A 13,167-nucleotide genomic window follows, 5' to 3' on the forward strand; every position below is an offset into this window, starting at 1 on the left:
GGTGGATTGACCAGAGTTGTCCGGCCCGGTGTTCGAAGAGTCACACCGGCGACCTGGCCCGGTGCTCCCGACTGGCACCCTACGACAGCGCCCCGGTGACCCGCAGGTAGCCCGGACGGCCGTGACCTGGACCGATGGCTCCTCCGGTGCCGCACCGGCCGGGGGAGCGGCGGCAGCGCGATAGCCTTCCCTGGGCGCAACACCTGTAACAGGACAGCGGAGGCCGTGTCATGCCGGAACACACCAGGTCGAGCATCACCATCGACGCGACCCCGGCCGAGGTCATGGCGGTGATCGCGGACTTCGCCGCGTACCCGGCCTGGACCGGCGAGGTCAAGGAGATCGAGGTCCTGGAGACGGCCGAGGACGGCCGGGCCGCGCAGGTGCGCCTGCTGCTGGACGCCGGGGCGATCCGCGACGAGCACGTGCTCGCCTACACCTGGGACGGCGACCGCGAGGTCAGCTGGACCCTGGTGCGGAGTCAGATGCTGCGCTCGCTGGACGGTTCGTACGTGCTGGCCCCGGCCAAGACCGGCACCGAGGTCACCTACCAGCTCGCCGTGGACGTCAAGATCCCGATGCTCGGCATGATCAAGCGCAAGGCGGAGAAGGTCATCATCGACCGTGCGCTGGCCGGGCTGAAGAAGCGCGTCGAGAGCTGACGCCGGGATGCGGACGATCCTGGTCAGCGGCGACGGGGCCGAGGAGGTCGCCGCCGCCACCGCGCTGCACCACGCGCGGCAGGGGCTGACCACCCACCTGCTCGCCGCCGACGACCCGCACCGGATCCTGGACGAGGTGCTCGGTACCCGGCTGACCGAGCAGGCGGTCCGGTACGCCGACGCCCTGACGGTGGCCAGGACCGACGGACCGTCGGCCTTCCGGGCCGCGGTGGACGGACTCTCCGGCGTGCTGAGACCCGCCTTCGACCTGCTCGGCGCGACGCCGCTGGACCCGGAGGAGCTGACCCCGCTGCCCGGTACCGGCCAGCTCGCCCTGCTCCGCTCGCTGCGGACCGTCCGGGCCCAGGTCCTGGTGGTGGCCGCCCCGCGTCCCGCCGAGCTGATCGCCGCGCTCGCGCTGCCCGAGCAGCTCGACCGCTACCTGGCCCGGCTGCTCCCCGAGCAGCGGCAGGCGGCCCGGGCGCTGCGCCCGCTGCTGGCCGCCGTCGCCGGGGTGCCGATGCCCGCCGAGTGGCTGTTCGAGGCCAGGACCAGGGCCGCCGCCGCACTGGCCGAGGCCAGGGCGGTGATCGAGGCACCCGGCACCACCGTCCGCCTGGTGGTGGAGGCGGCCGCCCCCCGCCCGGCCGAACTGCGCCGGATCCGGGCCGGACTGGCCCTGCACCGGCTCCGGCTGGACGCGGTGGTCGCCCACCGGGCGCTGCCCGCCGCCGCGGCCGACTCCGCCGACCCCTGGCTGGCCGCGCACGCCGCCCGCGAGCGGGACACCCTGGCCGGGCTGGCCGCCGAGCTCGACGTCCCGCTGCTGACCAGCCGTCAGCCCGGGCCGGCCCTGGAGGCGGTGGCCGAGCAGCTGTACGGCGGCACCGCCGCCCCGCAGGCAACCGAGCACCCCTGGTGGGTGGAGGACCGCCTGGCCGAGGACGGACTGCTCCTCTGGCACCTGGCCCTGCCGGGCGCCGACCGCACCGAGCTGGAGCTGGTCCGGCGCGGCGACGAACTGGTGGTCGGCCTGGGCGGGTACCGCCGGTTGCTCGCGCTGCCCGCCGCGCTGCGCCGCTGCACGGTCAGTGGCGCCGCGCTCACGGACGGCGTGCTGACCGTCCGGTTCACCCCCGACCAGGACCTCTGGCCGAGGGGTATCGGGTAGCGTCGGCAGCCGTCCACTGAAGGAGGGCCCGATGGCCGACGAGCAGTCAGACCGCGCAGCCGGAGCCGACCTGGTGGAGGAGGTGCGCCGGTTCGCCGCGGCGGTGGGGGAGAAGGCCCAGGAGATCGGCGGCCGCCTGCGCGAGCAGAACCCGGAGGTGTACGGCCATCTGGCCGCTGCCGGGGGCGAACTGCTGGCCGCCTACCGCGCGGCCGTGAGTGGCCACGAACGCAGTTGGTCCGCACCCGGACACGCCGAGGCGGAGCACATCGACCTCGACGGAGCGTCCGACAAGTAGTGAAGTCGCAGGTCAGGGCTGGTGACCGGGTGCATGCACGGAGTCATCGCAGGAGGCAAATCGTACGACTTCTGAATGCTTGCTCCCAAGCTTCCGGGTAATTGTCTTCGAATAATGTATGCAGCGGTGTGTACGGAACCACCCAGGTGCGGGTACCGTTTCGGCTCAGCGGGAACGAGATGAATAGCTGAGGGACACATGGCTCTGACCATCGGCGTCGATGTCGGCGGTACGAAGATCGCGGCCGGCGTGGTCGACGAGAACGGCGAGATCCTCGCCCGGACCCGGGTACCCACCCCGGCCGACCCCCAGTGGGCGGTCGATGCCATCGCGCAGGCCGTACGCGAGCTCAAGGAGCAGCACCCGGAGGTCACGGCCGTCGGTGTCGGGGCCCCCGGCTTCGTTGACCGGGACCGTTCCACGGTGATCTTCGCGCCGAACATCGCGTGGGAGAACGAGCCGCTCAAGAGCCGGGTCGAGGAGCTCACAGGCCTCACCACGGTGGTCGAGAACGACGCCAACTGCGCGGCCTGGGCCGAGTTCAGGTTCGGCGCGGCGGCCGCGCACGAGGACGCCGTGCTGATCACCGTCGGCACCGGCATCGGCGGCGGCATCGTGCTGGACGGGCGGCTGCACCGCGGCCGGTTCGGCGTCGCGGGCGAGATCGGCCACCTCAACATGGTGCCGGACGGCCTGCTCTGCGGCTGCGGCGGCAAGGGCTGCTGGGAGCAGTACGGCTCCGGCCGCGCGCTGCGCCGCTACGGCCGGGAGAAGGCCGCCGCCGACCCGATCGCAGGCAAGCGGATGCTGGAGCTGAACGACGGCCTGGCCGACACCATCCGCGGCATCCACATCACCGAGGCCGCCGCCGAGGGCGACCCGCTGGCGCTGGAGTGCTACCTGGAGCTGGCCGACTGGCTCGGCCGCGGGATGGCCGACCTGGCCGCGCTCTTCGACCCGGCCGTCTTCGTGCTCGGCGGTGGCGTCTCCGACTCCGGCGACCTGCTGCTCGACCCGGTCGCGGCCGCCTTCCGCAAGTACGTCACCGGTGGTGTGCACCGCCCGCGCGCCGAGGTGGTGCTCGCCACCATGGGCTCCGCCGCCGGCATCGCGGGCGCGGCCGACCTGGCCCGCACCTGACGTCGCATCACCCGGACGGGCGGCCACTCGGAATCCGAGTGGGCGCCCGTCCGGCCGTTCCGCTCCGGGCGGCCCATAGACTCCTCGGATGGACACCACGCCCGACCCGCTGATCGGTACCCTGCTGGACGCCCGGTACCGGGTGGAGCAGCGGATCGCGGTCGGTGGGATGGCCACCGTCTACCGGGCCACCGACACCCGGCTGGACCGGGTGGTGGCGGTGAAGGTGATGCACCCTTCGCTCGCCCAGGACGCCGAGTTCACCGGCCGGTTCATCCGGGAGGCCAAGGCGGTGGCCCGGCTCGCCCATCCCAACGTGGTGAACGTGTTCGACCAGGGCGCGGACGGGCGCTCGGTCTTCCTGGCGATGGAGTACGTGCCCGGGCGGACCCTGCGGGACCTGCTCAGGGACCGGGGCGCGCTGAGCGTCAGGGGCGCGCTCGACGTGCTCGAACCGGTGCTCGCCGCGCTCGGCGCCGCGCACCGCGCGGGCCTGGTGCACCGGGACGTGAAGCCGGAGAACGTCCTGATCACCGACGGCGGCCTGGTCAAGGTCGCCGACTTCGGCCTGGTCCGGCTGCTCAGCGGCGCGGACGGGGTCACCGAGACCACCTCGGCCGGCACCGTGCTCGGCACCGTCTCCTACCTCGCCCCGGAGCAGATCCAGCCGGGCCTGCCCACCGACCAGCGGGTGGACGTCTACGCGGCCGGCATCCTGCTGTACGAGATGCTCACCGGCGCCAAGCCCTACCAGGGCGAGAACCCGATGCAGGTGATCTACCGTCACCTGCACGAGGACGTCCCGCCGCCCTCGCTGGTCGCCCCCGGCGCCGGCGCCGAGCTGGACGCGATAGTCGCCGCCGCGACCTCCCGCGACCCCGGCGCCAGGCCGTACGACGCGGTGGAGCTGCTGGCCGCGTTGCAGCGGGCCAGGCGCCACCTGACGCCGGAGCGGCTGGACGCCGAACCGCCCGCCTCCGCCCGGCGCAGCCCGCTGCACCCGACCACCGAGGCCACCTCGGTGCTCGCTCCGGTGGAGCGCACCAGCGTGCTGGACGTGCCCACCATGCTGCTCGCCCGGCCGCGCCCGTACGACGAACCGGCTCCGGCCAGGCGGGTCCGGGCGCGCCGTTCGCGCAAGCCGCTGATCTGGGCCGGGGTGGTCGCCGCCGTGCTGCTGCTGGTCGGCGGGACGACGTACACGCTGTCCGGCGCGCTGTACGCGGAGGTGCCCGCGATCGTCGCGCAGACCCAGGCCGAGGCGGTGCGGACCCTGGACGGGGCCGGGCTGCAGGGCAGCTTCACGCAGCAGTTCAGCGAGACCGTCCCGGCCGGGCAGGTGATGGCCACCGACCCGGGGGTGGGCCGGCGGACCCGGAAGAGTGACCCGGTGCGGGTGACGCTCTCCAAGGGGCCCGAGCGGGTGGCGGTCCCCACGCTGGCCGGCAAGTCACTGGAGGACGCCCGGAAGGCACTGACCTCCGCCCGGCTGACGCCCGGCACGGTGGCCGAGGAGTACAGCGACACGGTGGCGCAGGGTGCGGTGGTCGGCAGCGACCCGGTGGCCGACACCCGGCTGGCCGTCGACGCGCCGGTGGCGCTGACCGTCAGCAAGGGGATGCGGCCGGTGCCGAACGTGGTCGGGATGACCAAGGACGACGCCGAGAAGGCGCTCAAGGACGCCGGGTTCAAGTCGCAGACGTCCGGTCTCAACCTGTTCGGCACCGGCAAGGTGACCGGTCAGAACCCGGCAGCCGGTCAGCCGGCCAAGCAGGGCTCGACGGTGACCGTCACCTTCCCGTTCATCTGATCGGGTAGGTCCGGCCCGGTACGCCCGGCTCTCAGCGCAGCGGGCCGTCGCCCGGCTCCTCCTGGTAGGAGTAGCGCTGCTCGGCCCAGGGGTCGGCCAGGTTGTGGTAGCCGCGCTCCTCCCAGAAGCCCCGGCGGTCGGCCCGCATGTACTCGACCGCGCGGACCCACTTGGGGCCCTTCCAGGCGTACCGGTCGGGGACCACCAGCCGGACCGGGAAGCCGTGCTCCACGGTGAGCGGCCGGCCGTCGTGGTGGGTGGCGAAGACGGTCGAGGGGGCGGCGAACTCGGCGAGGGTGAGGTTGGCGCTGTAGCCGTACTCGGCCCAGACCATCACATGGGTGACGTGGTCGGCGGGCGGCACCCGTTCGAGCACGGTGGCGGCGGCGATCCCGCTCCACTCGTTGTCGAGCATCGAGAACCGGGTCACGCAGTGGAAGTCGCCGCGCACGGTGACCCGGGGCAGGGCGTGGAAGCCCTCGAAGTCCCACCTGTGCTTCTCCGCCGAGGCGGTGGCCCCGAACACCTGGAAGTCCCAGGTCAGCGGCTTGAACCGGGGCACCGGACCGTAGTGCAGCACCGGCCAGCCGCGCTGCAGCCGCTGGCCGGGAGGGAGTCTCGGGTCAGGCGGCTGGAGCTCTTCGCGTTCTGACTGACCCATGGCTCCATGGTGACAGACGGCGGGCGCCCCGCCGCGCGCGCCCCTCGGCGCACTCTCACTCGAACGGTATAAATCGGATGTTCTGATACATCTGCCGGTAAGTGTGAACTTACTGGAAATTACGCCCGGGACAGTGCCACGATGCGGTCAGCCGTGGTTCCGCGTGTGTTGTAGACGAAGAGCAGGAGGGCACCGCCATGAAGGGCGACGCCGAGGTCATCGAATTCCTCAACGAGCAGCTCACCGCCGAGCTGACCGCCATCAACCAGTACTTCCTGCACGCCAAGATGCAGGAGAACTTCGGCTGGACCAAGCTCGCCAAGTACACCCGGCACGAGTCGTTCGACGAGATGAAGCACGCGGAGACGCTGACCGACCGCATCCTCTTCCTGGACGGGCTGCCCAACTACCAGCGGCTGTTCCACGTCCGGGTCGGCCAGACCGTCAAGGAGATGTTCGAGGCGGACCGCCAGGTCGAGGTCGAGGCGATCGACCGGCTCAAGCGCGGCATCGTGGTGATGCGGGCCAAGAACGACGTCACCTCGGCCAACATCTTCGAGTCGATCCTGGCGGACGAGGAACACCACATCGACTACCTGGACACCCAGCTCGAACTGCTGGAGCGGCTCGGCGAGGCGCTCTACCTGGCACAGCTCATCGAGCAGCCCGAGAGCTGACCCCGGCGTCGGTCAGGCGGCCCGGGCGGCCGGCTGCTCGGGCTCGGCCAGACCGAGCTTGGCGGCCAGCCTGGCTGTCGGGCAGGGGCGGGCCCCGTGCTCCCCGAGCAGGGCCTGGATCCGGCGGACGCAGGAGCCGCAGTCCGTACCGGCCTTGCAGCCCTTGGCTATCTCGCGCGGGGTCTGGGCGCCCTCGTCGATCTGCTGCTTGACCTGGGCCTCGGTGACCGCATGGCACATGCACACGTACATCGCGGTGACTCCCGGGGGGCTAGGCGGCGCATTCAGCTAAGCCTTACCTTACCCATGAATGCGGGTGTGAAAAAGCCCCTCCGCGGTCCGTCTTCCGGAAAGCGGAGGGGCCTTCGTCACATCGGGGGTCAGTGACCCCGGTACAGCTCGGACACCTGGAAGGCCAGGTCCAGCGACTGGCTGCGGTTCAGGCGCGGGTCGCAGGCCGTCTCGTAGCGCTGGTGCAGGTCGTCGACCAGCACCTCGTCGCCGCCGCCGACGCACTCGGTGACGTCGTCACCGGTGAGCTCGACGTGGATGCCGCCCGGGTGGGTGCCGAGGCCGCGGTGCACCTCGAAGAAGCCCTGGACCTCGTCGAGCACGTCGTCGAAGCTGCGGGTCTTGTGACCGCTGGAGGCCTCGAAGGTGTTGCCGTGCATCGGGTCGCAGATCCACACCGGCTGGGCGCCGGAGGCGGTGACCTTCTCCACCAGGGTGGGCAGGTGCTCGCGGATCTTGCCCGCGCCCATCCGGGTGATGAAGGTGAGGCGGCCGGGCTCGCGGTCCGGGTCCAGTTTCTCGATCAGGGTGAGCGCCTCGTCGACCGAGGTGGTCGGGCCGAGCTTCACGCCGATCGGGTTGCGGATCTTCGAGGCGAACTCGATGTGCGCGTGGTCGAGCTGACGGGTGCGCTCACCGATCCAGACCATGTGGCCGGAGACGTCGTACAGGTCACCGGTGCGCGAGTCGACGCGGGTCAGCGCCGTCTCGTAGTCCAGCACCAGGGCCTCGTGCGAGGAGTAGAACTCGACCGTCCTGAACTCCTCCGGGGCCACCCCGCAGGCGTTCATGAAGGCGAGCGCGTTGTCGATCTCGCGCGCCAGCTGCTCGTAGCGCTGCCCGGCCGGGGAGTTGCGCACGAAGTCCTGGTTCCAGGCGTGCACCTGGCGCAGGTCGGCGTAACCACCGGTGGTGAAGGCCCGGACCAGGTTGAGCGTCGCCGCGGAGGCGTTGTACATCCGCTTGAGGCGCTCCGGGTCCGGGATCCGGGACTCGGGGGTGAAGTCGAAGCCGTTGACCGAGTCGCCCCGGTAGACCGGCAGCGTCACGCCGTCCCGGGTCTCGGTCGACTTGGAACGCGGCTTGGAGTACTGGCCCGCGATCCGGCCGACCTTCACGACCGGCACCGACGCCGCGTACGTGAGTACGGCGGCCATCTGGAGCAGGGTCTTCAGCTTGTTGCGGATGTGGTCGGCGGAGACGCCGTCGAAAGCCTCGGCGCAGTCGCCGCCCTGCAGCAGGAACGCCTCACCACGTGCCACGGCACCGAGCCGGGCACGCAGCTGGTCGCACTCGCCGGCGAAGACGAGTGGCGGATACGAGGCGAGGTCCGCAAGAGCCTTGCGCAGCGCCTCTTGATCCGGCCATTCAGGCTGCTGCGCCGCGGGCAAAGACTGCCAGGAGTGCTGATTTGTCACGGTCACAGGCACAAGGCTACGGGTTTGCGCCGGAAACTCCGGCACACCGCCCGATGGGTGAGACACCTGATGGACAATCAGCCGAACACCCTCAGCTGTCCCCGATCTGGGTTAGGCTCAGCCCCGTGAACGCGCCGCACACCTTCTCCTGGTGGTGGACCAACCCCGTGGGTGGTCCACAAGTCGAGCGTTCCTAGACGCACACGACGGCCGCCCCTCGGGGCGGCCGTCGGCGTATCCAGAGTCGGTCGGCCCTCCCCGGAAGCGGAACCCCATCCCGCACGCCTCCCGGAAGGACCAGTCGAACCGTGACCAGCCTCACCTCGCTGCTGCACCGCCTCTCCGCCGCCGACGCCCCCGCGTACGCGCTGCTGCACCGCCGCGCCCCCCGGCACACGCCCGACACCATCGAGGTCCTGATCGGCACCGTCGGCGTCCACGAGGAGCTGGCCGACCTGCCGGTGCCGCTCGGGGCGCCGGCCGACGGCGGGCGGCACGACCTGCTCGCCCTGGTCCCGTACCGGCAGATCCGCGAGCGCGGCTTCGAGGCGCACGACGACGGCACCCCGCTGCAGGCGATCCGGGTCGAGGAGCAGTACGTCTTCCCACTGGCCGAGGTGCTGGCCGCGCTGCCGCAGCCGTCGATCTCGCTCACCGGCGGCTCGTTCGACATCGACGACAGCGCGTACGCCGAGACCGTCCGGACCGTGATCGCGGACGAGATCGGCCGGGGCGAGGGCGCCAACTTCGTGATCCGGCGTGACTTCACCGCGCGGCTGGACGACTTCGGCCCGGCCACCCCGCTCGGTCTGTTCCGCCGTCTGCTGGACCAGGAGCGCGGGGCGTACTGGACCTTCCTGGTGCACACCGGGGAGAGGTACCTGGTCGGCGCCTCGCCGGAGGTCCACGTCCGGCAGAGCGGCGGCACCGTGGTGATGAACCCGATCTCCGGGACGTACCGCTATCCGGCCGAGGGCCCGGGCATCGACTCGCTGCTGGACTTCCTGAACGACCCCAAGGAGCTGGAGGAGCTCACCATGGTGGTCGACGAGGAGCTCAAGATGATGTGCACCGTCGGCGACCTCGGCGGCCAGGTGCTCGGCCCCCGGCTCAAGGAGATGGCCCACCTCGCGCACACCGAGTACGAGCTGCGCGGCCGGACCTCACTGGACGTCAGGGAGGTGCTCAAGGAGACCATGTTCGCCGCCACCGTGACCGGCAGCCCGGTGCAGAACGCCACCCGGGTGATCAAGCGCTACGAGCGCACCGGACGCGGCTACTACTCCGGCGCGCTGGCCCTGATCGGCCGCACCGCCAGCGGCGCCCAGCAGCTCGACTCGCCGATCTGCATCCGCACCGTCGACATCGACCCCACCGGCGGCCTGGTGGTCCGGGCCGGGGCGACCCTGGTGCGGCACTCCGACCCCGACTCCGAGGTGGCCGAGACGCACGCCAAGGCCGCCGGGGTGCTCACCGCGATCGGCGCCCGCCCGGCGCCCGCCCACCGCAGCGTCCGGCGCGGTGGTCCGGTGCTGGCCGACGACCACCGGGTGCAGGCCGCGCTGGACTCCCGCCGCACCAGGCTCGCGCCGTTCTGGCTGCGGATGCAGCAGCCCGCCACCGCCACCGCCGAACGGGAGACCCTGGTGGTGGACGGCGAGGACACCTTCACCTCGATGCTGTCCCACCTGCTCACCTCGCTCGGCCACCGGGTCCGGGTGCTGCGCTTCGACACCCCTGGCCTGCGCGCACTGGTGGCGGCGCACGACGGACCACTGGTGCTCGGCCCCGGCCCCGGCGACCCGGCCGACCGGGCGGACGCCAAGATGGCGATCCTGCGGCCGATCGTCGCGGAGGCGCTGTCCGCCGCCCGCAGCGGTACCCGGACCGCTCCGCTGCTCGCGGTCTGCCTCAGCCACCAGCTGGTCTCCGCCGAACTCGGACTGCCGCTGGCCCGCAAGGCCGTCCCCTACCAGGGTGCCCAGGAGAGCATCGACCTGTTCGGCACCCGCAGGACGGTCGGCTTCTACAACACCTTCACCTCCCGCTGCACCGACGCCGACGCGGCCCGGCTGGCTCTGGAGGGCATCGAGGTGGCCCGGGCCGACGACTCCACCGACGTGCACGCCCTGCGCGGCCCCGGCTTCGTCACCCTGCAGTTCCACCCCGAATCGGTGCTCACCCGGGAGGGGGTCGTCCTGGTCGCCGAACTGCTCGCGGGCATGGGCGCTGTGATGGTCTGACGGTGGGTCGGCGGCGCGCTCGCCTGGGCCTGTCCGGCCCTAGAGCGCGTCGTCCAGGCCCTGTTCGATCGCGTAGCGGACCAGTTCGACGCGGTTGTGGAGCTGGAGTTTGCCGAGGGTGTTCTGCACGTGGTTCTGCACGGTGCGGTGGGAGAGCACCAGGCGGTCGGCGATCTGACGGTACGACAGGCCCTTGGCGACCAGCCGGAGCACCTCGGTCTCCCGGGTGGTCAGCTGGGGCGCGGAGGGGGCGGACGGCCCGGTGGCCAGGCGGCGGAACTCGCCGAGGACCAGGCCGGCCAGGCCGGGGGTGAAGACCGGGTCGCCGAGGGCGGTGCGGCGGACGGCGTCGATCAGCTCGTCCCGGTGGGCGGACTTCACCAGGTAGCCGGTGGCGCCGGACTTCACCGCCTCCAGGACGTCGGCGTGCTCGCCGCTGGCGGAGAGCACCAGCACCCGGACGCCCGGGTCCTGGGCGACGGCCTGGCGGCAGACCTCGACACCCGGGAGGGTGGGCAGGTTGAGGTCGAGCACGATCACCTGGGGGCTGCTGGCCCGAGCCCGGCGGACCGCCTCCTCACCGTCCCCGGCGGTGGCCACTACGTCGAACCCGGCGTCGGCCAGGTCCCGGGAGACCGCCTCGCGCCACATCGGGTGGTCGTCGACCACCATGATCCGGACCTGAGCGTCCATCAGGACCTCCTCGGCAGTGGGTGGGACGGTACGGGCAGCTGCGGTGAGGCTAGCGGAAGCCGTGGGAGGGTCAGGAACGCCCCTGACGCGGGACCCGGAGTTCGATCTCGACGCCCTCGCCCGGGGCGGAGTACAGCTCGGCGGTGCCGCCGAGGTCCAGCAGGCGGCCCCGGATGGACTGGGAGACGCCGAGCCGGCCGGCCTGCTCCGCCTCGGCCAGCCGCCCGGCCGGGTAGCCGGGGCCGTCGTCGCGGATGCTCACGGTGACCGTGTCCGGTTCGTCCTCGACCAGGATCCAGGCCCGGGCCGACGCGCCCGCGTGCCGGCGGACGTTGTCCACGGCGGCGCCGACGGCGGCGGACAGCTCGGCGGCGACCCGGCCGGGCAGCGGGACCGGGGTGGCGGGGGCGGAGAGGGTGATCCGATCGTCGGCGTACCGGCCGAGCAGAGCCCGGAGATCCTGCTCGGCCGCGTCCGGAGCGGACTGACCGCCCGTCATCAGGGCGCGCAACGCCCGCTCCTGTTCGCCCGCCAGCCGACCGAGCTCGCCGAGGTCGCCCTCCCGGCGCTGGACCAGCGCGAGCACCTGGAGCACTCCGTCGTGGATGTCCCGGGAGAGGCGCTCGCGTTCCCGGGTGGCGGCCTCGACCTGGAGCGCGCGGGTGAGGGCGGTCTCGCCGGCCCGGGCCAGTTCGATCACGTAGCCGATGGCGCAGCCCGCGACCATCAGCAGCACGATGTTGTGCAGGTTGTCCGGGGTGATCCCGCCGTGCCCGGCGATGTTGGCGACCCCGACCACCGCCCCGGCGAAGGCGGCCCAGCGCCAGCCGCCCTTGCCGGCGAAGCCCAGGACGCTGCCCGCCGCCCAGATGGTCGGCAGGGTGGGGGCGCCGGCATGGATCCGGGCGGCGGTGTCGATCACGCCACTCATCACGATGCCGGTCACCGCGAAGGCCAGGTCGGTGGCCAGGACGTACCAGGTGCAGCGCTGCGGACCGGCGAAGGACCGGGTGCTGGCCAGCGTCCAGAGGGTCAGCGCACCGAGGAAGATCCAGCCGGAGACCGGGTGCAGGAAGTCCCGGTAGGAGCTGAAGTAGCGGAGCACCGCGTACGTCAGGGCCATCACCCGGAAGAACGAGATGGCCCGCCAGAGCGGCATCTCGACCGACATGCCGCCGACGGCCAGCGTGCCGCCGTACCCCGGCCGGTGGTCGGCCATCGTTCCCCCTCGGTCGGACGGTCTACTCGGCCGAGGCGTCCTTCTCGGTCTTCTCGGCCTGCGCGGCGGCTTCGGCGGCGGCCTCGGCCTCGGCGGCCTTCTTCTCGGCCTCCTGCTGCGCCTTGACCGCCTTCTGCTCGGCCCTGCGCTCGGCGTCGGAGCGCTTCTTGTCCTCGGCCATCTGCCGCTTGGCGGCGGTCGCGTAGATGTCGACGTACTCCTGGCCGGACAGCCGCATGATCTCGTACATCACCTCGTCCGTCACGGAACGGAGGATGAAGCGGTCGTTCTCCATGCCGTGGTAGCGGGAGAAGTCGAGCGGGCGGCCGATCCGGATGCCGGGGCGGACGCCGAAGTTCGGCATCACCTGGCCGGGTGGCTGGACCTTCTCGGTGTCGATCATCGCGACCGGGATCACCGGCGCACCGGTGGCCAGCGCGACCCGGGCCAGGCCGCCGACCTTGCCCCGGTAGAGCTTGCCGTCGGGAGAGCGGGTGCCCTCCGGGTAGACCCCGAACAGCTCGCCGCGCTCGATCACCGCGACGGCGCTGCGGATCGCGGCCTCACCGGCGCCCCGGACGCCCGAGCGGTCCACCGGGAGCTGACCGACGCCCTTGAAGAAGGCGGCCGTCAACTTGCCCTTGATGCCAGGGGTGTTGAAGTACTCCGCCTTGGCGATGAAGGTCACCCGGCGCTTCATCAGGGCAGGCAGGAAGAACGAGTCCGAGAACGACAGGTGGTTGCTCGCGATGATCGCGGGGCCGTCATCGGGGATGTTGTCGGCACCCTCGATCCAAGGCCGGAAGAAGATCCGCAGCAGCGGTGCGACGATCATCTTCATCAGTCGGTAGAACAACCGGGGCCTCCTGTTGTGCGGACCGGTC

13 protein-coding genes are annotated in these 13,167 nt (G+C 71.9%); 7 read left to right on the forward strand and 6 right to left on the reverse strand.

The genetic code is table 11. The annotated features are described in order from the left end of the window. The first annotated feature begins 230 nt into the window (after nt 1-230). The 5 genes from ACKUU6_RS24310 to pknB all read left to right on the forward strand — a co-directional run bounded on the left by ACKUU6_RS24310 (nt 231) and on the right by pknB (nt 5,081). Nucleotides 231-662 carry an SRPBCC family protein gene (locus ACKUU6_RS24310; protein WP_407990682.1) on the forward strand — a complete coding sequence of 144 codons (432 nt, stop codon included), beginning with the start codon at nt 231-233 and terminating at the stop codon, nt 660-662. 7 nt (nt 663-669) lie between these two features. After that, entirely contained in the window at nt 670-1,833 is a 1,164-nt protein-coding gene (locus ACKUU6_RS24315) for an ArsA-related P-loop ATPase (RefSeq protein ID WP_407990683.1), read from the forward strand. Nucleotides 1,834-1,864: 31 nt separating this feature from the next. Continuing rightward, nucleotides 1,865-2,131, forward strand: a complete 267-nt coding sequence (locus ACKUU6_RS24320; protein WP_407990684.1) for a DUF5304 family protein — start codon at nt 1,865-1,867, stop codon at nt 2,129-2,131. A gap of 198 nt (nt 2,132-2,329) precedes the next feature. Continuing rightward, nucleotides 2,330-3,271, forward strand: coding sequence for an ROK family glucokinase (locus ACKUU6_RS24325; protein WP_407990685.1), 942 nt, complete (start codon nt 2,330-2,332; stop codon nt 3,269-3,271). Nucleotides 3,272-3,359: 88 nt separating this feature from the next. Beyond that, nucleotides 3,360-5,081 (forward strand): Stk1 family PASTA domain-containing Ser/Thr kinase, encoded by a 1,722-nt coding sequence (pknB, locus tag ACKUU6_RS24330; protein WP_407990686.1) that lies wholly within the window; start codon nt 3,360-3,362, stop codon nt 5,079-5,081. Between the two features lie 31 nt (nt 5,082-5,112). Here the strand turns inward: pknB and ACKUU6_RS24335 are convergent, their stop codons facing one another. Continuing rightward, nucleotides 5,113-5,742, reverse strand: coding sequence for a molybdopterin-dependent oxidoreductase (locus ACKUU6_RS24335; RefSeq protein WP_407990687.1), 630 nt, complete (start codon nt 5,740-5,742; stop codon nt 5,113-5,115). 197 nt (nt 5,743-5,939) lie between these two features. On the opposite strand from ACKUU6_RS24335, the gene bfr reads away from it, so the two are divergent. Beyond that, nucleotides 5,940-6,419, forward strand: a complete 480-nt coding sequence (bfr, locus tag ACKUU6_RS24340) for a bacterioferritin (protein WP_407990688.1) — start codon at nt 5,940-5,942, stop codon at nt 6,417-6,419. 12 nt (nt 6,420-6,431) lie between these two features. Here the strand turns inward: bfr and ACKUU6_RS24345 are convergent, their stop codons facing one another. Beyond that, nucleotides 6,432-6,671 carry a (2Fe-2S)-binding protein gene (locus tag ACKUU6_RS24345; RefSeq protein WP_407990689.1) on the reverse strand — a complete coding sequence of 80 codons (240 nt, stop codon included), beginning with the start codon at nt 6,669-6,671 and terminating at the stop codon, nt 6,432-6,434. A gap of 128 nt (nt 6,672-6,799) precedes the next feature. After that, on the reverse strand, nt 6,800-8,134 hold the full coding sequence (locus ACKUU6_RS24350) for a class II 3-deoxy-7-phosphoheptulonate synthase (RefSeq protein ID WP_407990690.1): 1,335 nt from the start codon (nt 8,132-8,134) through the stop codon (nt 6,800-6,802). Nucleotides 8,135-8,436: 302 nt separating this feature from the next. Here ACKUU6_RS24350 and ACKUU6_RS24355 point away from each other — a divergent pair, with 302 nt between their 5' ends. After that, nucleotides 8,437-10,371 (forward strand): anthranilate synthase family protein, encoded by a 1,935-nt coding sequence (locus ACKUU6_RS24355; protein ID WP_407990691.1) that lies wholly within the window; start codon nt 8,437-8,439, stop codon nt 10,369-10,371. 39 nt (nt 10,372-10,410) lie between these two features. On the opposite strand, the gene ACKUU6_RS24360 is transcribed toward ACKUU6_RS24355, so the two are convergent. From ACKUU6_RS24360 to ACKUU6_RS24370, 3 genes are all read right to left on the reverse strand, one after another. Continuing rightward, entirely contained in the window at nt 10,411-11,064 is a 654-nt protein-coding gene (locus ACKUU6_RS24360; protein ID WP_407990692.1) for a response regulator, read from the reverse strand. 70 nt (nt 11,065-11,134) lie between these two features. Next, nucleotides 11,135-12,283 carry a MacS family sensor histidine kinase gene (gene macS / locus ACKUU6_RS24365; protein WP_407990693.1) on the reverse strand — a complete coding sequence of 383 codons (1,149 nt, stop codon included), beginning with the start codon at nt 12,281-12,283 and terminating at the stop codon, nt 11,135-11,137. Nucleotides 12,284-12,305: 22 nt separating this feature from the next. After that, entirely contained in the window at nt 12,306-13,124 is an 819-nt protein-coding gene (locus ACKUU6_RS24370; protein WP_407992221.1) for a lysophospholipid acyltransferase family protein, read from the reverse strand. Between the last annotated feature and the right edge of the window lie 43 nt (nt 13,125-13,167).

It is taken from the genome of Kitasatospora sp. CMC57 (genome assembly GCF_045866025.2).
Classification (GTDB): Bacteria; Actinomycetota; Actinomycetes; order Streptomycetales; family Streptomycetaceae; genus Kitasatospora.

What these genes read in the sequence shown, in the direction of transcription:
- ACKUU6_RS24310 (WP_407990682.1), top strand. Translation starts at nt 231, where the DNA reads ATGCCGGAACACACCAGGTCGAGCATCACCATCGACGCGACCCCGGCC.
- ACKUU6_RS24315 (WP_407990683.1), top strand. Translation starts at nt 670, where the DNA reads ATGCGGACGATCCTGGTCAGCGGCGACGGGGCCGAGGAGGTCGCCGCC.
- ACKUU6_RS24320 (WP_407990684.1), top strand. Translation starts at nt 1,865, where the DNA reads ATGGCCGACGAGCAGTCAGACCGCGCAGCCGGAGCCGACCTGGTGGAG.
- ACKUU6_RS24325 (WP_407990685.1), top strand. Translation starts at nt 2,330, where the DNA reads ATGGCTCTGACCATCGGCGTCGATGTCGGCGGTACGAAGATCGCGGCC.
- pknB (WP_407990686.1), top strand. Translation starts at nt 3,360, where the DNA reads ATGGACACCACGCCCGACCCGCTGATCGGTACCCTGCTGGACGCCCGG.
- ACKUU6_RS24335 (WP_407990687.1), bottom strand. Translation starts at nt 5,742, where the DNA reads ATGGGTCAGTCAGAACGCGAAGAGCTCCAGCCGCCTGACCCGAGACTC.
- bfr (WP_407990688.1), top strand. Translation starts at nt 5,940, where the DNA reads ATGAAGGGCGACGCCGAGGTCATCGAATTCCTCAACGAGCAGCTCACC.
- ACKUU6_RS24345 (WP_407990689.1), bottom strand. Translation starts at nt 6,671, where the DNA reads ATGTACGTGTGCATGTGCCATGCGGTCACCGAGGCCCAGGTCAAGCAG.
- ACKUU6_RS24360 (WP_407990692.1), bottom strand. Translation starts at nt 11,064, where the DNA reads ATGGACGCTCAGGTCCGGATCATGGTGGTCGACGACCACCCGATGTGG.
- macS (WP_407990693.1), bottom strand. Translation starts at nt 12,283, where the DNA reads ATGGCCGACCACCGGCCGGGGTACGGCGGCACGCTGGCCGTCGGCGGC.
- ACKUU6_RS24370 (WP_407992221.1), bottom strand. Translation starts at nt 13,124, where the DNA reads ATGAAGATGATCGTCGCACCGCTGCTGCGGATCTTCTTCCGGCCTTGG.